The sequence below is a fragment of the Candidatus Solirubrobacter pratensis genome, from assembly GCF_000425945.1.
GTDB lineage: Bacteria > Actinomycetota > Thermoleophilia > Solirubrobacterales > Solirubrobacteraceae > Solirubrobacter > Solirubrobacter pratensis.
In genome coordinates this window covers 447352-466023 of record NZ_AUEK01000008.1, presented here as the reverse complement: position 1 = coordinate 466023, position 18672 = coordinate 447352, and the positions used below count along the sequence as shown (strand labels likewise).

Genomic DNA, 18672 nt, shown 5'->3' with positions numbered 1-18672 from the left:
AATCCCATGGTAGCCTGCTTCGAAACTTCGACGATCTTGGAACTATCGAAATGACGAACCGCACGCTCTCACCCGCCGCCGCCTACGGGCTCGTGGCCGCCGTGATCGGCCTGGCGCTGTTCGCCTCAGGCACGCCGTCTCCGCTCTACACCACGTATCGCGAGCTGTGGGGCTTCTCGCCCGCCGTCCTCACGCTCGTGTACGCGACGTACGCCTTCGGCGTGCTCGCCTCGCTGGTCCTCGCCGGTCGCGTCTCGGATGAAGTCGGGCGCCGCCCCGTCCTGCTGACCGCCCTAGCCACCCTGATGGGCGCGACCGTGGTGTTCATGCTCGCCGACTCGGTCGCCTGGCTGTTCGTCGCGCGCGGCATCCAGGGCCTCGCCACCGGCCTCGCGCTCGGCGCCGCCAGCGCCGCCCTGCTCGATCTTCATCCCCGCCGGGACGCCGCCGGGGTCGGATTGACCAACGGCGTCGTGAGCGCGGGCGGCATGGGGCTCGGCGTGCTCGTCTCCTCGGCGCTGGTCGAGCTCGCGCCCGCCCCGCGTGTGCTGCCCTACGTCGCGCTGCTGGTCCTCTTCGCGATCGTCTTCGCCGGTGCGCTGGCGATGCCGGAGCCGGTCCGGCGGACCGCAGGTCGCGCACGCCTGACGCCGCAGCGCCCGAGCGTGCCGCCGGCGGTGCGGCGCCCGTTCCTGCTCGCCGCGCTCGGCGTCGTCTCCTCGTGGTCGATCGGCGGGCTCTTCCTGTCGCTCGGCCCGCAGCTGTCAGCCGCCGTGTTCCACTCCACCGACCACTTCGTGACCGGCATCGGGATCTTCCTTCTCGCCGGCGCGGGGGCCGTCGCGCAGCTGCTCTTCGGCCGCGCCGCGCCCTGGCTGTGCGCGTCGCTCGGCTCGATCGCGCTGTCGGCCGGCATGGTGCTGATCGTGCTCGCCGCCGGCGCGGAGTCCGCCGCGCTTTACCTCGCCGGCGCCGTGGTCGGCGGCGGCGGCTTCGGCGTCGCGTTCCTCGGCGGCCTGCGGGTGCTGAGCGCCGCGATCCCGCCGGCGCACCGCGCGCAGGTGATGTCGGCGTTCTACATCGTCGCCTATGGCGCGATCTCGCTGCCGGCCGTCGCCGCGGGCATCGCCGTCACGCCGCTCGGCCTGCAGTCGACGTTCGAGATCTTCGGCAGCGTCGTCGCGGCGCTCGCGCTCGTCGTCGCGATCGAGGCCTACCGGCAGCGCCCGCAGGTCGCGCTCAGCCCGGCCTAACCCCCGAGCGGCGACGGAGGGATGCGGGTCTGCCCGGTGATCTGGGGGATCCGCATCCCGACCTCGTCCTCGTAGCACCAGCACCAGTCCTCGCCCGGCTCGAGCGAGCGGATGATCGGGTGCCCGCTGCCGCCCGCGTGCGCGGTCGCGTGGCGGTTGGGAGAGTCGTCGCAGCAGCCGACGTGCCCGCACGACAGGCAGAGGCGCAGGTGCAGCCACGCGCCGCCCGAGCGCAGGCAGTCCTCGCAGCCGTCGACCGACTCGGGGAGCTCGGTGATCTCGATCGAATCCAGGTGTGTGCAGGTGGGCATCAGCGAGCAGTGTCCTCGATCGGGAGCCAGACATGGAAGACGGTCCCGCTCTCGCCGGTGTCGACGCCGATCGAGCCGCGGTGGCGGTCCTCGACGATGCGCCGGCAGGTGTCCAGCCCGAGCCCGGTGCCGGTGCCGGCGGCCTTGGTGGTGAAGAAGGGATCGAAGATGTGACCGCGTGCGGTGTCGGGGATGCCGGGGCCGTCGTCGCCGATGTCGACCCGGACGCACGGGCCGTCGAGGCTCGTGCGGATCGTGATCGTTCCGGTCTCGCCGAGCGCCTGGATCGCGTTGTGGATCATGTTCGTCCACACCTGGTTGAGCTCGGAGCCGTGCACGGTCAGCTTCGGCAGCGACTTGTCGTAGTCGCGCACGAGCTTGATCTTCGTGTGCTTGAGCTTGTGGCCCATCATCACGATCGTCGACTCCAGCCCCTCATGGATGTCGGCCGTGACGAGCCCGCCGCGGTCCATGTAGGCGTAGGTCTTGACCGCCGCGACCAGCGTGCTCATGCGGCCCGTCGAGTCCAGCAGCTCGTCGGCGAGCTCGTTGGCGGTGACCGTCGCGGCGACCCAGCGCAGCGCCTTGGACGTCACGGGCCCGGCGACGGCATGAATGCGCTGCACCCAGTCGCCGTCGAGGAAGGCGAGCGGCTCCGCGAGGCGCCACGCTTCGTCGACGCCCAGGTCCTCGAGCAGGTCGAGCATCTCGTCCTCGGCGTCGGCGGCGGCGACCGCTTCGAGCGGCTCGCGCGTCTTGGCCCGCTCGATCGCCTCGCGCTGGAGCTCGAGCAGCCGCGCGGCGTCGGCGCGCTCGATCCCGCCCTCGACGAACGACTCGAGCGCGTGAGTCACGACCTCGAGCACGTCGACCAGCTCGCTCGCGGCGCGCTTGGCGGCGGCGGCCGGGTTGTTGAGCTCGTGCGCGAGCCCGGCCGCCATCGTGCCGAGCGAGGCGAGCCGCTCGCGGTTGGCCTCGCGCGCGCTGAGCCGGTTCATCACCGGCGCGACGCGGCGCATGATGCGCTTGTGGACGTCGCGGTTGCCGAAGACGAGCTCGACGAACGCCTCGCGCGGGATCAGCGCCACGCGGCAGTCGTCGGTCGCCTTGACGCCGACGGGCAGCGGGTCCCCGGTGAGCGAGGAGATCGCCGCGACCCACGTGGGCGCGATCTGGCGCGCGCTGGGCTCGAGCCGCCCGTCGGCGTCCGAGACCATGTCCAGCGTCCCCTCGAGCAGCAGGAACAGCCCGGCGGGGACGTCATGGATCTCGCTCAGCATCTCGCCCGGCTCGACCTCCAGCGGCTCGGCGGCGGCGAGCCACGGCTCGAGCTCCTCGTCGGTGCAGCCGTCGAACAGGTCGACGCTGCGCAGGTCCTCGCGCGTGATCGCCGCGGTGGTCACGGCGCCGCCAGGTACTCGTGGATCAGCGAGACGGCCATCGAGCCCTCGCCGACGGCGCTCGCGACGCGCTTGATCGACCGCGATCGCACGTCGCCCGCGACGAACACGCCCGGCACGCTCGTCTCCAGCACATAGGGATCGCGCTGCAACGACCAGCCGGCGACCTTGGCGTCGGCGCCGGCGAGGATGAAGCCGCGTTCGTCGCGCGCCACGACGCCGTCCAGCCAGCCGGTCCGCGGCGCGGCGCCGATGAACACGAAGCAGGCGTCGACCTGCTCCTCGGCCTCGCCGTTCTCGTCGCGGATGCGCAGGGAGTCGAGGCGGTCGTCGCCGTATGCCGCGATCACCTCGGCCTTGGTGCGCACGTGGATGTTCGGGATCGCGGCGATCTGCTCGATCAGGTAGTGCGACATCGACTTGCCGAGGCTGCCGGCGCGCACGACCATCGTCACCTTGCGGGCGAACGCGCTGAAGTGCACGGCGGCCTGGCCGGCGGAGTTGGCGCCGCCGATCACGACGACATGCTGGTTCTGGCAGGCGCGCGCCTCGCTCAGCGCGGCGCCGTAGTAGATGCCCTTGCCGTTGAGCTCGTCGAAGCCGGGGCACACGAGCTGGCGGTAGGAGACGCCGGACGCGACGAGCACGCAGTTCGCGCTGAGCATCTCGCCGCGCGAGAGCTCGACGAGCCGGCCCGCGCCCTCGACGTGGAGCGCGACGGCGTCCTGCACCGAGAGCAGCTCGGCGCCGAGCCGGCGCGCCTGGTCGGTCGCGCGGCGCGCGAGGTCGGAGCCCGAGAGGCCCGTGGGGAAGCCGAGGTAGTTCTCGATCCGGCTCGACATGCCGGCCTGGCCGCCGGGCGCCTCGCGCTCGACCATCACGGTGCGCAGGCCTTCGCTGGCGCCGTAGACGGCGGCCGCGAGGCCGGCGGGGCCGCCGCCCACGATTACGAGGTCGTAGTGGTCCACCGAGGGCCGCGCGGAGACGCCGAGGCGCTCGGCGAGCTCCAGCACGGTCGGCTTCTCCAGCACCGTGCCGTCCTCGAGCAGCGCGACCGGCAGGCCCTCGTCGCTGATGCCGGCGACGACCAGGAGCTCGCGCGCCTCGCCGTCGCGCTCGATGTCGAGGAAGCGGCCGGGGACGCGATTGCGGGCGAGGAAGTCGCGCAGGTCGTGCGAGTGGGAGGAGAAGCGGTGGCCGACGACGCGCACGCCGCCCGCCTCCAGCGCGGCGCCCGCCTCCCACGTCGTGAGCAGGTCCTCGACGACCGGGTACAGGCCCTCCTCGGGCGGATCCCACGGCTTGAGCAGGTAGTAGTCGAGCGCGACCTCGTTGATCGCCTGGATCGCCGCCTCGGTGTCGGCGTAGGCGGTCAGCAGCACGCGCTTGGCGGTCGGGACGATCCGTCGCGCATGGACCAGGTACTCGGTGCCCGCCATCCCGGGCATCCGCTGATCGGCGACCAGCAGCGCGACCTGCTCGCCGCGCGCGACGAGCTCCCTGAGCGCCTGGAGCGCCTCGTCGCCCGAATGCGCGCGGACGATCCGGTACTGCTCTCCGAACCGGCGCCGCAGGTCGCGCGCGACCGCCGCGAGCACCGCGGGCTCGTCGTCGACGGCGACGATCGCAGGCCGCCGCCGCCGCGCCTCGGGCTCGGCCTCGGCGGTGGGAGCGGTCTGCGCTGTCATGTGGGTGACGGTACCGAAGTCGATCGGCGGCTCCGGCGATCGCGTCGATCGCAGGCGCGTCGCTCACCAGGCCCGCGAGCTACGGGGCGAGCCAGCGCAGCAGCTGCTCGTGCACCGCGGGGTGGTTGAGCAGCGCGAGGTGATGCGTGCCGCCGAGCGCGAGGCCCGTCTCGTCCTCGAACAGGCGGCGCGCCTTGGAGCGGCCCGAGGCGCTGGGGGCGAGCACGAGCATGTCGCCGAGCAGGCGCCCGACGGGGTGGTCCGCCGAGCGCGTGATGGTGGCGGCGACGAAGCAGTGCGTCGCGCCCTCGAGCAACGGCACCTCGGCGAGCGCGCGGGCGCGCAGGGCGTCCGGGTCCTGGTCGCGCCAGTCCTCGTCGACGAGCGAGCCGCGGCGCAGGTCGCGGATGCCGGCGCTGCGGCGGCGCAGGAGGCGGGCGAACGGGCGTGTCTCGGGGACGGCGTGCAGCCCGGCGCTGGCGACGTGCACCAGCTGCTCGAGCGGCGCGCCGAAGTGGGGGGAGCCGAGCGAGACGGTCACGCGCATGCGCTTGGTCCACTCGCCGCCGACATGGCACGCGCTGCGCGCCACCAGGCCGCCCATCGAGTGGCCGATCAGCGCGATCTCCTCCGCGTCGACGTCCTCGAGCAGCGCCGCGAGCGACGCGCCGTTCTCGGAGATGTGGCGGCCCGTGTTGTACCGGAGGTACGCCGGCGTCCAGCCGGGCAGGCGGTCGCCGTAGGGCTCGCGGCCCCACGCGAACTCGGTCTCGCCGAGGCCGTGGACGAAGACGGCGAGGCGCTGCGCCGAGGGCAGCGCGACCGGCTCGCCGCCGCGACGGGCGCTCATCGGGAGCGCGAGCGGGCTGCCCTCGCGCTCCAGCACGTCGCCGCGCACGGCGTTGACCGCGGCGATCACTGCGGCACCGCGCGGCGTGGTGGAAAGCGGCGCCGCGCCGCACCAGCCCGCGCCGGCCGCACGGCCCGCGACCGTCATCCCCGCCCGCACGCCGAAGTAGCTCCCGCGCATGATGCCGTCGTGGAGCACGCGGACCGGCTCGGCCGCGGGACCGAGCGCGGAGAACACGCGCGACGCGATCGCCGCGTGCACGTTGCCGATCCCCCCGGGTGCGGCGGCCGCCTCGTCGGTCAGCAGTCGTGCGAGCGCGCGTCGCTCGGCATCAGCCATCGAGCTTCACATCTACCCACAACTCGGTCTTCGGATCGCCCTGCGCCTCGCCGATTCCGCTCCTTCGGGTGCCGCGCAGGAGCACGTCGACCGGCGCCGGCGACTTCAGGTTGCGCCACCAGACCTTCTTCTCCGGCCAGTCGATGTGGATCCGCAGGTGATCGGGCGCGTCCTGCTCGTAGGCGCACGGGAACGAGTGCCGCTTGCCGGTGCGCCGGCCCGTGACGGTCATCTCCACGAGCCGGCCGCTGAGCATGGAATGCGCGGGCGAGCGCAGGATCGCCTTCACCGCATGGTTGATCGTGCGGTTGTAGAAGGCGAATTGTGCGTGACCTTTAGGCATCGCTCGATTGCTGCCAGATGTTGATGCCGGACTCTACGGCGAACGTGTCGATCTCGGCGAGCTCGTCCGGCGTGAAGTCGAGCCGCTGCAGCGCCGCGACGTTGGCCTCGAGCTGACGCACCGACGACGCGCCGATCAGAGCGGACGTCACGCGCTCGTCGCGCAGCACCCAGGAGAGCGCCATCGCGGCGAGCGTCTGCTCGCGCCGCTGCGCGATCTCGTTCAGCCCGCGGACGCGAGCGAGGTTGTCCTCGTTGACGAAGTCGCGCTTGAGGAAGCCGTCCTTGGCGGCGCGCGAGTCCTCGGGGATGCCGTGGAGGTAGCGGTCGGTGAGCAGCCCCTGCCCGAGCGGCGAGAACGCGATGATGCCGAGCCCCTCCTCGCCGCAGGTCTCGAGCAGCTCCGGCTCGATCCAGCGGTTGAGCATCGAGTACGACGGCTGGTGGATCACGAGCGGGATGCGCGCCGTGCGGGCGATCGCGAGCGCCTCCTCGGTGCGCTCGGCCGAGTAGGACGAGATGCCGACGTAGAGCGCCTTGCCCTGGTGGACGGCGGTCTCCAGCGCGCCGATCGTCTCCTCCAGCGGCGTGTCGGGATCGAAGCGGTGCGAGTAGAAGATGTCGACGTAGTCCAGGCCCATGCGCGACAGGCTCTGGTCGAGGCTCGCGAGCAGGTACTTGCGCGAGCCCCATTCCCCGTACGGCCCGGGCCACATGTCGTAGCCCGCCTTGGTGGAGATGATCAGCTCGTCGCGGTACGGCGCGAGGTCCTCCTTGAAGACGCGGCCGAAGTTGATCTCGGCCGAGCCGGCCGGCGGGCCGTAGTTGTTCGCCAGGTCGATGTGCGTGATGCCGAGATCGAAGGCGCGGCGGATGATGTCGCGCTGCATCTGCAGCGGGCGGTCGTCGCCGAAGTTGTTCCAGAGGCCGAGCGAGATCGCCGGCAGCTTCAGGCCGCTGCGGCCGCAGCGGCGGTAGGGCATGTGGTCGTATCGATCCTCAGCGGCGGCGTATGGCATGCGGGGATTCTGACCAACGGCCCCCGCCTCGCCATCCCACGTGCACGATGTACATCGCCGCGAGGCCCTGCCATGGCCTGTAGCGGTCGAGGACCGCGGCGAACTCGTCCTCGGTCACGCTTCCGGTGCGCCGGCCCGAGATGCGGGCGTAGGCGTTGCGCATGCCGACGTCCTGCTCGAGCGCGACGTCATAGACGCCGCGGCCGAACAGGTCGAGGTGCGCGAGCGTCCACGGGCCGATGCCGGGGATCGCCTGCAGGCGCGCGCGGTCAGCGCTGCCCGGCGGCGCGCCGGGATCGATCTCTCCCCGCGCGACGGCGCGGGCGACGCGGGCGAGCGTGCGAGCGCGGGCGGGAGCGAGCCCGGCGCGCACGAGCGCGGGCGGGTTGTCGAGCGCGTCCGGCGCCGGGGCGATCCACGGGCCCATCGGGTGCCGGCGGCCGAGGGCGCGCGTGAGCGCCCAGACGATGTTCCCCGCCGCCTGGGTGTCGATCAGCTGCTCGCAGATCGCGTTGGCGAGCGCCTCGAACGGCGCCGGCTTGCGCAGCACGCGCAGCCGCGGGCCGGCCTTGATGGCGTGGCCGAGCAGCGGATCGGCGCGGAAGGCGCGGTGGAACGGCGCGAGGTCGTCGTCGAGGGCGAGGACGAACCGCAGCCGCCGTAGCGCGTCGCGCGCCTGCGCCTCGCTCTCCGCCTCGGCGCGCAGCAGCACCTCCGGCCCGCGCCAGGCGGCCTGGGCCAGCGCGCCCGACGGCATGGCGCGCGACACGACGTCGCCGCGGATCTGCAGGAGCCCGCCGGGTCCCGCGGAGCGCGGCGCCTCGCTCGGCCATACGGGCCGGACCACGTCTTCGAGCACCTGCATCCGTCTATGGTGCCGCGCATGGAAGCCGTCACCGAGCCGCTTGCCGTGGGCGGCTTCTCACTGGAGCTGAGCCAGGACCAGAAGGACGTGGTCGACTGGGTCCACGGCTTCGCCGCCAACGTCATCCGCCCCGCCGCCGCCGAGTGGGACGAGCACGAGGAGACGCCCTGGCCCCTGATCCAGGAGGCGGCCAAGATCGGGCTGTACTCGTTCGACGCGCTGGCCCAGTTCTACGCCGACGAGACGGGCCTGCTGCTGCCGATGGTCAACGAGGAGCTGTTCTGGGGCGACGCCGGCATCGGCATGTCGATCATGGGCACGACGCTCGCGGTCGCCGCGATCTTCTCCTCCGGCACCGGCGAGCAGCTCGGCGAGTGGGTCCCGCAGTGCTACGGGACGCCGGAGGATCCGAAGGTCGGCGCGTTCTGCGTCAGCGAGCCCGACGCCGGCTCCGACGTGTCCTCCCTGCGCACCCGCGCGCGCTACGAGGAGGCCAAGGACGAGTGGGTCATCAACGGCCAGAAGGCGTGGGCCACCAACGGCGGGATCGCCGACGTGCACGTCGTCGTCGCGTCCGTCGACCCCGAGCTCGGCGCCCGCGGCCAGGGGGCGTTCGTCATCCCGCCCGGCACGCCGGGCCTGGTGATGGGGACCAAGGTCAAGAAGCACGGCCTGCGCGCCTCGCACACCGCCGACGTCTTCCTCGACGACTGCCGCATCCCCGGCCGCTGCCTGCTCGGCGGCAAGGAGAAGCTCGACGAGCGTCTCGCGCGGGCGCGCGAGGGCTCCAGCGCCAAGGGGCAGGCGGCGATGGCGACGTTCGAGGCGACCCGGCCGACGGTCGGCGCGCAGGCGATCGGCATCGCCCGCGCCGCCTACGAGTACGCGCTCGGCTACGCGAAGGAGCGCACGCAGTTCGGCCGCCCGATCATCGAGAACCAGGCGATCGCGTTCACGCTGGCCGACATGAAGATGGAGATCGACGCGGCGCGGCTGCTGGTCTGGCGCGCCTCGTGGATGGGGCGGACCGGCCGTCCGTTCACAGCGGCCGAGGGCTCGATGAGCAAGCTCAAGGCCGGCGAGGTCGCGGTCTGGAGCACCGAGCGGGCGATCCAGATCCTCGGCGGCAACGGCTACACGCGCGAGTACCCGGTCGAGCGGATGCACCGCGACGCGAAGATCTACACGATCTTCGAGGGCACCTCGGAGATCCAGCGCCTCGTGATCGCCCGCGCGATCTCGGGCGTCCAGATCAGATGAGTTGCGCCTGCAAGGCGACCCGAGCCTTCGGCGTCGCCGGCCTTCGGCGAAGATACCGCGATGGACCTCGATCCCGTTGAGGTGCGCGTGCTCGGCTGCCTCATCGAGAAGCAGCGCACCACGCCCGACCAGTACCCGCTCAGCCTCAACGCGCTGAGGCTGGCCTGCAACCAGACGACCAACCGCGATCCGGTCGCGCAGTACGACGAGGAGACGATCCGCGGCAGCCTGCACCGGCTGGGCCGCCGCCGGTTCACCCGGCTCGCGAGCGGCCACTCGAGCCGCGCGGCCAAGTACCGCCACCTGCTCGATGACGAGCTGCATCTGGACCCCGCCGAGCAGGCCGTCCTCGCGGTGCTGATGCTGCGTGGGCCGCAGACGCCGGGCGAGCTCAAGCAGCGCACAGAGCGGATGCAGAGCTTCGCGGGCATCGCCGAGCTCCACGAGGTGCTGACGCGGCTGATCGACAAGCAGCTCGTCCACGAGCTGACGCGGCGACCGGGGCAGAAGGAGGAGCGCTACCAGCACCGGCTTTCCGAGGACCTCGAGGGCGAGGAGATCGCCGCCGCCCCGGCCCCGGCCGCGGTCGTGCCCCCACCGCCGCGGCGCGACGAGCGGCTCGAGCGGCTGGAGGCCGAGGTCGCCTCGCTGCGGGAGGAGATCGCCGCGATCAAGGCGGAGCTGGGGGTGTAGGGACCCGCGTTGTACGCTCGTGCCGAAGGGTCACTGCTACGGAGGGAAGTGGTCGTTGTGAAGGTCGGGCTGTCGTTCGCCAGGCGGCACGCGCTCGGTGCTGCCGCGCTGTTCATCGCGCTCGGAGGAACGTCCTACGCCGTCACCGGCGACATGACGCAGAAGCAGTCCAAGACGTACTACGCGTGCGTGACGGCGCACTTCCACACGCTCAATCTCTCGACCGAGAAGGGCAAGTGCGGGTCGGGAGAGCGCAAGATCTCCTTCAGCGCCGCGGGTCCGCGCGGCGAGAAGGGCGCTGCGGGCGCGCGTGGGCTCCAGGGCCTCGCGGGTCCGGGCGGCCCGTCGGGCGCCAAGGGCGACGCCGGCGAGCAGGGACCTCCCGGGCCGACGACGAGCGTGCTCGGCTCACCGGGCTCACCCGGCGCGAAGGGCGAGAAGGGCGACACGGGGGCGACCGGCGCGCCGGGCCCGAAGGGCGACACCGGAGCCCCCGGCCCGCAGGGCGCGAAGGGTGACAAGGGCGACACCGGCGCCACGGGTCCCGCCGGGCCGGCAGGCGGCGGCGTGCGCCTCATCGACGGCAACAACGTGACGCTCGGCACGGTCATCGCCAGCGGCTCCAGCTCGGCCACCGTGCTCACGTCCACGGGCTACCAGATGGACATCCCGTTCGACGGCAAGTTCTATCCGGCACAGATCTACTACACCGGCGGAAGCTGCAGCGGGACCGCGTACCTCAACGACGGACAGGGCGGCACGCCGCCGTTCGGCGCGATGAACGGGAAATGGGTCGTGTACTCCGGCTCGCTGAAGTCGCTGATGGCGCCGGCCGGCGTGTCCAACGGCGTCGCGACGGCCGAGGCGTTCACCGCCGCGACGATCGACAACCCCGACTGCGGCCCCGACACCGGCACGCGCTCCGGTTGGAAGCTCACGCCGATCACCCGGTCGGCGGCCGGCCTGCCCGACACGATCGCGATGCCGCTGCATCTGCAGTAGCCCCGGTGCCGGGCGGCCCGACCTCCGGGAAGGGCCGCCCATGCCGCGGGGTTGGCGCGTTGCCGCTGTCGATCTCGCCTCCGTCGTTCGTCCTGTGCATGATCCGCGGCAATGGTGGTCGCGGGAGACACGATGGAGGTGTGCCGATGAAGGTGCTGCTGACGCTCTACGGCGAGGAGACCGCGAGCGAGTTCTCGCCGGAGCAGATCGAGCAGTCGATGTCGGCGTGGCAGGAGTTCGGCGAGGCCGCGGCCGCGGCGGGCGTCCTGCTGGCCTGCGAGGGGCTCGCCGAATCGCACGCGGCGACGACGGTGCGCTACGCCGGCGGCAAGCGGCACGTGACCGACGGGCCGTTCATAGAGACCAAGGAGCAGCTCGGCGGGTTCGTCTTCCTCGAGGTGCGCGACCTCGACGAGGCGCTGGAATGGGCCGACCGGCTGCCGTGGACGACGGACGGCTGCTCGACCGAGATCCGTCCGATCATGGACTACGACGCATTCGCGGCGGGGGCGGAGAGCGCGACCGGGCAGCGCGCGGAGTCCTGAGCGAGCGGGCCGCAGCGGGCGCCGTCGACCGGCTGTTCCGGGAGCACTTCGGGCGGGCGGTCGCGGCGCTGATCCGCGCCGTGGGCGACTGGGACCTCGCCGAGGAGGCGGTCCAGGACGCGTTCACCACGGCGGTCGAGCGCTGGCCGCGCGAGGGCGTCCCGCGCGACCCTGCCGCGTGGGTGCTCACCGTGGCCCGCAACCGGGCGATCGACCGCACGCGGCGTGAGCGGGCGCTGCGCGCACGGATCCCGCAGCTGGCGGCGCTCGCCGCGATCGTCGGCGAGCCGGCCCCGGAGAAGCCGATGACCACGAGCGTGCCCGACGAGCGGCTGCGGCTGATCTTCGCGTGCTGCCATCCCGCGCTGGCGACGGAGGCGCAGGTCGCGCTGACGCTGCGGCTGCTCGGCGGGCTCTCGACCGCCGAGGTCGCGCGTGCGTTCCTCGTGCCCGAGGCGACGATGGCGCAGCGGCTGGCGCGCGCGAAGGCGAAGATACGCGACGCCGAGATCCCGTTCCGGATCCCGCCCGACCACGCGCTGCCCGCCCGGCTGCAGGCCGTCCTGGACGTCGTCTACCTCGTCTTCAACGAGGGCTACGCGGCGAGCGCAGGCGACCAGCACATCCGCCGCTCGCTGTGCGCGGAGGCGCTCCGCCTCGCCGGGGTGATCGCCGAGCTGCTGCCGGACGAGCCCGAGGTGCTCGGCCTGCAGGCGCTGCTGATCGCCCACGACGCCCGCCGCGACGCGCGAGTCGACGCCGCCGGAGCGATCGTGCTGCTCGAGGACCAGGATCGCGGGCGCTGGGACGCGGACGCGATCGAGCGCGCGACGCGCCTCGCCGCCCGCGCTCTGCGCCTCGGCCCGCCGGCCCGCTACGTGCTGCAGGCGGCGATCGCCGTCGAGCACGTCAACGCCGCGGACGCGGCCGCCACGCGCTGGGACCGGATCGCCGTGCTCTACGAGCGCCTGGCCGCGCTCGCGCCCGACCCGGTCGTCGAGCTCAACCGCGCGGCGGCGATCGCGCTCGCCGGCGACCTCGCCGGCGGCCTGGCCCGGATCGACGCGCTCGCCGGCACGCTCGACCGCTACCACTACTTCCATGCCGCGCGCGCCGACCTGCTGCGCCGGCTCGGCGCCCGCGAAGCGGCGGCCGACGCCTACGCCCGCGCACTCGAGCTCGCCGGCAACGCGGCTGAACGGGAGCTCCTCGCACGCCGGCTCGCGGAGGTCGCCGCCTGAGCCACGGAATTCTGCCTAGCGTGCGCGAACATCGCTCCGCGTTGAGCGAACTAAACGCATGGTCAGCGGTCAGGACGCGTACATCCGTGTACCGTCCGCCGTTGTGTTCGTCCTCGCGGTCGCGGACTGGGTGTGGTTCGGCGTCATCTTCGCCGTGGTGGCGCTGGGCGTCATCGCGCTCGCGCGCCGCGCGTAAGCGACCGTCTACCCCTCGAGGACTGCGCCGTCCGGCACATCCTCGCGTACTGTGACGTCCCCGCGGACCACGACGCCGGCGCCGAAGTGCACGTCGCCTTCGACGACCAGCCGTTCGCAGCCGACCAGCGAGGGCGGGCCGTCCGGGAAGCGCGCCTCGAAGTCGCGCATCAGCTTGAAGTGGTCGCTGTCGAGCGCCACGAACGGGGCGCGGCCGTCGCGCTCGGGGGCCAGCAGCACCTTCGCGCCGCCGTCGAGCACGTAGGCGTCCGAGCGCAGCGCCAGCAGGTCGTCGGTGGTCTTGACGGGCGCGAACCGCGTGCGCGGCACGCGCAGCGTGCGGGCGCCTTCGAAGACCTCGATCGCCGCGCCCATCGCGGTCTCCAGCTGGTACACCGCGGGTGAGGACTTGTCGGAGGGATCGACGGTCTTCTCGTTGCGGATCATCGGCAGCCCGAGCACGCCGTCGCGCTCGCGCATCGCCTCGTCGAGCGCGTGCAGGTCGAGCCAGAGGTTGTTGGTGTTGACGTAGCGGTGGCGCGTGATGTCCTGCAGCGCCGAGAGATCCTCCTCGGGCGTCTGCGCCGTCTCGCGCAGCACGAGCCGCCCGTCCTCGCGCCGGCGCGCGACGTGGCCGCCCTTGCGGTCGGCCTCCGTGCGGTCGGTGACCTCCATCAGGAACGGGATCCGCTCGGCGCGGAGCCAGGCGAGGATCCGCGGGTCGAGGACGGCGCCGAGGTTGTCGGAGTTCGCGACGAACGCGTACTCGTAGCCGCGCTCGAGCAGCTCGCCGAGCATCCCGGACGTCACCAGCGCGACATACAGGTCGCCGTGGCCCGGCGGGCACCACTCCAGCGACGGGTCGGCGGGCCACTCCACCGGCATCAGGTCGTCGACGCGGACCTTCGGCTCCTTGTTCTGGAGGAAGTCGGGCGGCACGTCGGCGCGCAGCTCGGCGTACTCCTCCAGCACGGCCAGCGAATCGTCGCGCGTGCTGAAGGAGTCCATCAGCACCAGCGGCAGGCGCGCGTCGTGCGCCTCGCGCAGTGCGAGCACCTGGCGGGCGATGATGTCGAGGAAGCTCAGCCCGTCCTTGGCCTCCAGCAGCGACTTGGCCGCGGTCAGGCCCATGCTCGTGCCGAGGCCGCCGTTGAGCCGCAGCACGATCGCCTGCTGCAGCGCCTCGCGCTCGGCCTCCGGGTCGCTCGCCAGGTCGTCGAGCGACGGGACGTCGGTGACGGGCTCGATCGAGTCCTCGGGGATCAGCCCTGTCTCGCCTGCCTCGAGCTGGCGGTAGTAGTGCTCGAAGGCGCGGATCGCGGCGTCCGCCACGCCCTCCTGCTGCATCTTCTCGATGCCGGCGCGCAGGCCTTCGTCGCTCACGGCGCTGATGCTAGCCGCGATCGGAACGTGCCGGCGCCCTCGACGCGCGCGCCCAGGGCGCGCACCCGCGCGGCGAGCTCGGCGTCGGAGGTCGCGACGGTCGTGTCGGCCGGATCGTACGTGGTCTCCAGCAGGCGGACGATCTCGTCGTCGGCAGCGTTGCGTCCGCGCCTCGGCGAGCGCACGACCTCGACGCCGCGCTCGGCACCCAGCAGGTCGTCCGGCCCGGCGTCGAGCACGACGATGACATCGTCTCCGTCCGCCCAGTCGCGAAGCTCGGCGATCAACCGCCGCGCCGCGCCGGCGCGGTCGCGCCACCAGCCGTCGGGACGGCTCCCGATGACGTTGCTCGCGTCGACCATCCAGCGCATGCCATCACCATGCCCCGGGAGGCGCGTCGGGAAGCACGACGCGCTCCTCGCGCCGGCCGGCGACGGAGAAGCCCGCACGCTCGTACGTGCGCAGCGCGGCAGGCCCGTCGAGGCTGCACGTGTTGACCGTCACCCGCGCCGGTCCCAGCTCCCACGCGCGCCGCACCGCCGCGTGCAGCAGCCGCGGGCCGATGCCGCGGCCGATGAAGTCGCCGAGCAGCCCGAAGTACGTGAGCTCGACGGTCGTCCCGTTCGGCGCGAGCTCCGCGTAGCCGGCCGGCGTGCCGCGCAGCGAGGCGATCCAGGTCTCGCAGCGCTCGAGCTCCTGCAGCCACCGCGCACGGTCCCAGTCGCGCCGGTCGAGCCAGTACCAGGGGCCTCCGACCGCCTCGTAGAGGAAGCGCGAGAGCTCGGGCGAGGGAATCTCCGCGCGCGTCACCGCGAGCTCGGGGTCGGGCGCGGGCGCGGGGGCGAGCTGCTCCGGCGCGGTCATCTCGAGGAACCAGCGCGTGACGATCTCCGTGGCCACGCGCGAGCACGCTAGACGGTCCGGAATCCGACGCGGTTCAAGTTCGCTGGACGAGTGGCCGATAGCCGGGGCATCCGATGACCGTCCATTCGTCCCAGATCGATGGCACCGCCGGGGCCACGGCCGCGCTGAAGTCCACCGGCGCGAGCAAGAAGTCCACCGGCACGTCGTTCTCGGCGGCGCTCAAGGACGCCAGCACGACGGCCGAGTCCACGACGAGCGCCAAGAAGGCGCCCGCGGGCGAGAAGACGCGCACCGTCGACGGTCACAGGTACGCCGACGTCATCGCCGGCCCACGCAAGGGCATGTACATCAACACGGGCTCGAACTCGCGCAGCGGCGAGGCGTTCGTGATGGTCAAGAAGAACGGCCGCGAGTACCACATCTACGGGACCGGCGAGAACCGCCGCGTGATCGGCCTCAAGCCCGCCGGCGACAAGGACAACGACGCGGTCTCGAGCACCGGCACGTCGAGCACCGACACGTCGGCGACGCCGACCGGCACCACCGGCACCACCGGCAAGATCAACACCGACGCGTCCACCACCAACTAGTCCCGCGTAGCGGCCATCACCGCGACGTCCACCGCGCCACCTCCTCGGGCGTGTTGAGACTGGTCACCAGCCGCGGCTCGACGTCGAGCTCGACCGCGTGCAGCTTCGCGAGCGTCGCCCGCATCGGCGCCTCCTCGCGCAGTGCCTGCACGAGGATCTCGCTCGGCTCGTAGCGGCCGGGGAACGGCTCCCCCTTGGCGATCGCGAAGCCGTCGTGCGCGGCCAGCGCCGCCAGTAGCTCGGGCGTCACGAACGGCTGGTCACACGCGACCGCGACGACGGGTCCGTGCTCCAGCGCCGTGACGAGGCCGGCGAGCGGATGCGAGGTGTCGTAGCGGTCCAGCCAGACCGGGACGCCGACGTCGAGCTCGCGCTTGGCCACCACGACGGGCTCCAGCCCGGCGGCGCGCGCGGCGGCGATCGGCCGCGCGATCAGCGGCCCATCGCCGAACGGGACCAGCGCCTTGTCGGTGCCCATCCGCCGGCTGCGCCCGCCGGCGAGGATCGCCGCGATCACGTCCCGGTGGCGTCCGCGCCGAGCAGCCTGCGCAGCTTGACCTGCAGCTGCAGCGGCGAGAACGGCGCCGAGAGCTTCTCGTCGGCGCCGGCGGCCAGCACCTCGCGGCTCGCGCCGTCGCGGTCGTCGACGAGCAGCAGCACCTTGGAGTCGCGCGTCAGCGGGTCGCTGCGCAGCGCGCCGATCACGTCGCTCCCCGTCGTCTTCCACGCGAGGATCACGAGGTCGGGGCGCGCGTCGCGCGCGACGTCGAGCGCCATGCCGAGCGTCGCCGCCTCGCGCACGTCGACCTTGTCGCCGAGCGCCACGCGGGCGATCGCGCGCGTGGAGGCGTCCATGCCCGCCAGCAGCACGCGCGCGCGGCGGGCGGCCGCGGCGGCGTCGCGCATGCCGGGGATCGCGCCGCTCACGTCGGACTCCACGCTGCCGGTGCGCCGCGGCGGCGACGTCTCCGCGAGCGGCCCCGCCGCGTCGACCGCCGAGCGCGCCGCCGCCATGAGGTCCCCGCAGGTCTGGAAGCGCCGCTCCGGCGCCTTGTCGAGCCCCTTGGCGATGACCGCGTCGAGGCCCTCCGGCAGATCGGCTCGGACCCGCGACGGACGCGGCGGATCCTCCGACAGGTGCGCGTAGATCACGCCGACGTCGGTGTCGCGCGCGAACGGCACCTGGCCCGTGAGGCAGTGGTAGAGCAGGCAGCCGAGCGAGTAGACGTCGGTCCGCGCGGAGACCGTCCCGCCCTCGATCTGCTCCGGGGCGACGTAGTGGATCGTGCCGACGACGTCGCCCGCGCGCGTGAGCGGCGCATGCGTGCCCTCGAGCCGCTTGGTGAGCCCGAAGTCGGTCAGGTAGGCGACGCGGCCCTCGATCAGCACGTTGGCGGGCTTGACGTCGCGGTGGATGAGTCCCTGCGCGTGGGCGGCGTCGAGCGCGGCGGCGATCTGGCGGCACGTGTCGATCGCGCGGTAGGGCCGCAGGCGGCCCTCGGCGCGCAGCATGGCGGCCAGGTCGGCGCCGTCGACGAGCTGCATCGCCAGGTACAGCGTGCCGTCGACCTCGCCGGCGTCGTAGACGGTGACGATGTTCGGGTGCTGCAGCCCGGCGGCGATCCGCGCCTCGCGCGAGAAGCGCTCGCGGAAGCCGGAGGACTCCGCCAGGTCGGGCGCGATGATCTTGACCGCCGCGCGCCGCTCGAGGTTGATGTGGTGGGCGCGGTAGACGACGCCCATCCCGCCGCGCCCGATGCGCGATTCGAGCCGGTAGCCGGCGATGGTCGTCCCGATCCGCCGGTCGTCGCTCCCTTCCGCCATGATGCCGCAGTATGGAGGACGCCGACGCCCTTGGAGGGATGACCGTGCTGGTCGCGGGGGACGACCTGGGCGCGGTGCAGGCCGTCCGCGCCCGCCTGCAGGCGCTCGGCGCCGACGCGACGGCGCTGGCCGGGGACGCCGACGCGATCGCCCGCGCCGCGGTCGCGGACCCGCCGGCGGCGGTGCTCGCCCTCGGCGGCGCCGAGGCCGCACTGCGCTTGCGCCTGGATCCGTTCGGCCTGGACGCGGGGCCGCCCGTGATCGGCGTCGAGGCGATCGCCGGCGGCGAGGACGGCGTCGGCCTGCTCGCGGCGTGGCGTCTGCGCGCGCTCGCCGAGCGCTCCGCGCTGCGCGTGCGCCAGTCGGAGATGGAGGGCGTGCTCGCCGCCCAGGCGGTGACGCGCCGGCGCGAGCTCGAGGCCGCGCGCGCCGACACGCTGCGGCGGCTGATCACCGCGGCGGGCTACCGCGACGACAACACGTACGAACACACCGAGCGCGTCGGACAGCTCGCCGCGCGGCTGGCGCGCGGGCTCGGGATGCCCGACCGCGAGGTGTCGCTGATCCGGCAGGCCGCGCCCCTGCACGACATCGGCAAGATCGCGATCCCGGACTCGATCCTGCTCAAGCCCGGCAAGCTGACCGACGAGGAGTTCGAGGTCGTCAAGACGCACGCCGTGCTCGGTGCGCGTGTGCTCGCCCGCGGCGGGTCGGACCTGCTCGAGACCGCCGAGACGATCGCCCGCCACCACCACGAGCGCTGGGACGGCGGCGGCTACCCGGACGGCCTGGCGGGCGAGGCGATCCCGATCGCGGCGCGGCTCGTGCACGTCGCCGACGTCTTCGACATCCTCGTCCACGAGCGCCCGTACAAGGAGTCCTGGACGGTCGAGGCGGCGGCTCTGGAGATCGCGGGCGGTGCGGGGACGCAGTTCGATCCGGAGGCGGTCGGCGCGTTCACCGCCCTGGGACCCACGGGCTGGAGCCACCCCTTCTAAAACCGCTGCG

General features: G+C 73.0%; 20 protein-coding genes. 8 read left to right on the top strand and 12 right to left on the bottom strand.

Annotated elements, in window-relative coordinates:
• Nucleotides 1-50: 50 nt before the first annotated feature.
• The gene (locus H958_RS0112785) at nt 51-1253 is read left to right on the top strand and encodes an MFS transporter (RefSeq protein WP_037409918.1); all 1203 of its coding nucleotides are present in this window, start codon (nt 51-53) and stop codon (nt 1251-1253) included.
• Here the strand turns inward: H958_RS0112785 and H958_RS0112780 are convergent.
• The 7 genes from H958_RS0112780 to H958_RS36930 form a co-directional block, all read right to left on the bottom strand.
• Entirely contained in the window at nt 1250-1564 is a 315-nt protein-coding gene (locus tag H958_RS0112780) for a UBP-type zinc finger domain-containing protein (protein ID WP_028058950.1), read from the bottom strand. The genes H958_RS0112785 and H958_RS0112780 overlap by 4 nt on opposite strands.
• On the bottom strand, nt 1564-2967 hold the full coding sequence (locus H958_RS0112775; protein WP_028058949.1) for a sensor histidine kinase: 1404 nt from the start codon (nt 2965-2967) through the stop codon (nt 1564-1566). Before H958_RS0112775 ends, H958_RS0112780 begins: the two co-directional genes overlap by 1 nt.
• Entirely contained in the window at nt 2964-4652 is a 1689-nt protein-coding gene (locus H958_RS0112770; protein ID WP_028058948.1) for an FAD-dependent oxidoreductase, read from the bottom strand. The genes H958_RS0112775 and H958_RS0112770 overlap by 4 nt, the downstream gene beginning before the upstream one ends.
• A gap of 79 nt (nt 4653-4731) precedes the next feature.
• Nucleotides 4732-5841, bottom strand: coding sequence for a lipase family alpha/beta hydrolase (locus H958_RS0112765; protein WP_028058947.1), 1110 nt, complete (start codon nt 5839-5841; stop codon nt 4732-4734).
• Entirely contained in the window at nt 5834-6184 is a 351-nt protein-coding gene (locus H958_RS0112760) for a PNPOx family protein (RefSeq protein WP_156027954.1), read from the bottom strand. Before H958_RS0112760 ends, H958_RS0112765 begins: the two co-directional genes overlap by 8 nt.
• On the bottom strand, nt 6177-7202 hold the full coding sequence (gene mgrA, locus H958_RS0112755) for an L-glyceraldehyde 3-phosphate reductase (RefSeq protein ID WP_028058945.1): 1026 nt from the start codon (nt 7200-7202) through the stop codon (nt 6177-6179). Before mgrA ends, H958_RS0112760 begins: the two co-directional genes overlap by 8 nt.
• Nucleotides 7183-8067, bottom strand: coding sequence for a DNA-3-methyladenine glycosylase family protein (locus H958_RS36930; protein WP_037409917.1), 885 nt, complete (start codon nt 8065-8067; stop codon nt 7183-7185). The genes mgrA and H958_RS36930 overlap by 20 nt, the downstream gene beginning before the upstream one ends.
• An 18-nt stretch (nt 8068-8085) precedes the next feature.
• On the opposite strand from H958_RS36930, the gene H958_RS0112745 reads away from it, so the two are divergent.
• The 5 genes from H958_RS0112745 to H958_RS0112725 all read left to right on the top strand — a co-directional run bounded on the left by H958_RS0112745 (nt 8086) and on the right by H958_RS0112725 (nt 12808).
• Nucleotides 8086-9327, top strand: a complete 1242-nt coding sequence (locus tag H958_RS0112745; RefSeq protein ID WP_037410046.1) for an acyl-CoA dehydrogenase family protein — start codon at nt 8086-8088, stop codon at nt 9325-9327.
• Nucleotides 9328-9387: 60 nt separating this feature from the next.
• Nucleotides 9388-10020, top strand: a complete 633-nt coding sequence (locus tag H958_RS0112740; RefSeq protein WP_028058943.1) for a YceH family protein — start codon at nt 9388-9390, stop codon at nt 10018-10020.
• Between the two features lie 57 nt (nt 10021-10077).
• Nucleotides 10078-11022: a collagen-like domain-containing protein gene (locus tag H958_RS48875; RefSeq protein ID WP_037409916.1), complete on the top strand. Its 945-nt coding sequence runs from the start codon at nt 10078-10080 to the stop codon at nt 11020-11022.
• Nucleotides 11023-11168: 146 nt separating this feature from the next.
• On the top strand, nt 11169-11567 hold the full coding sequence (locus H958_RS48190; RefSeq protein ID WP_051324178.1) for a YciI family protein: 399 nt from the start codon (nt 11169-11171) through the stop codon (nt 11565-11567).
• Nucleotides 11564-12808: an RNA polymerase sigma factor gene (locus tag H958_RS0112725; RefSeq protein WP_028058942.1), complete on the top strand. Its 1245-nt coding sequence runs from the start codon at nt 11564-11566 to the stop codon at nt 12806-12808. The genes H958_RS48190 and H958_RS0112725 overlap by 4 nt, the downstream gene beginning before the upstream one ends.
• A 204-nt stretch (nt 12809-13012) precedes the next feature.
• Here the strand turns inward: H958_RS0112725 and H958_RS0112715 are convergent, their stop codons facing one another.
• The 3 genes from H958_RS0112715 to H958_RS36915 are packed head-to-tail and all read right to left on the bottom strand — an operon-like array spanning nt 13013 to nt 15286.
• The gene (locus H958_RS0112715; RefSeq protein WP_028058941.1) at nt 13013-14386 is read right to left on the bottom strand and encodes a UTP--glucose-1-phosphate uridylyltransferase; all 1374 of its coding nucleotides are present in this window, start codon (nt 14384-14386) and stop codon (nt 13013-13015) included.
• Nucleotides 14383-14757 carry an NYN domain-containing protein gene (locus H958_RS0112710; RefSeq protein WP_028058940.1) on the bottom strand — a complete coding sequence of 125 codons (375 nt, stop codon included), beginning with the start codon at nt 14755-14757 and terminating at the stop codon, nt 14383-14385. The genes H958_RS0112715 and H958_RS0112710 overlap by 4 nt, the downstream gene beginning before the upstream one ends.
• A gap of 4 nt (nt 14758-14761) precedes the next feature.
• Nucleotides 14762-15286 carry a GNAT family N-acetyltransferase gene (locus H958_RS36915; protein ID WP_196807330.1) on the bottom strand — a complete coding sequence of 175 codons (525 nt, stop codon included), beginning with the start codon at nt 15284-15286 and terminating at the stop codon, nt 14762-14764.
• Between the two features lie 77 nt (nt 15287-15363).
• On the opposite strand from H958_RS36915, the gene H958_RS0112700 reads away from it, so the two are divergent.
• Nucleotides 15364-15840, top strand: a complete 477-nt coding sequence (locus tag H958_RS0112700; protein WP_028058939.1) for a hypothetical protein — start codon at nt 15364-15366, stop codon at nt 15838-15840.
• A 16-nt stretch (nt 15841-15856) separates the two neighbouring features.
• On the opposite strand, the gene mobA is transcribed toward H958_RS0112700, so the two are convergent.
• Nucleotides 15857-16357: a molybdenum cofactor guanylyltransferase gene (gene mobA / locus H958_RS43305; protein WP_051324177.1), complete on the bottom strand. Its 501-nt coding sequence runs from the start codon at nt 16355-16357 to the stop codon at nt 15857-15859.
• Nucleotides 16354-17664, bottom strand: a complete 1311-nt coding sequence (locus H958_RS36905) for a serine/threonine-protein kinase (RefSeq protein ID WP_081685824.1) — start codon at nt 17662-17664, stop codon at nt 16354-16356. The genes mobA and H958_RS36905 overlap by 4 nt, the downstream gene beginning before the upstream one ends.
• An 11-nt stretch (nt 17665-17675) precedes the next feature.
• Here H958_RS36905 and H958_RS47510 point away from each other — a divergent pair, with 11 nt between their 5' ends.
• The gene (locus tag H958_RS47510; RefSeq protein WP_051324176.1) at nt 17676-18662 is read left to right on the top strand and encodes an HD-GYP domain-containing protein; all 987 of its coding nucleotides are present in this window, start codon (nt 17676-17678) and stop codon (nt 18660-18662) included.
• Nucleotides 18663-18672: the final 10 nt, after the last annotated feature.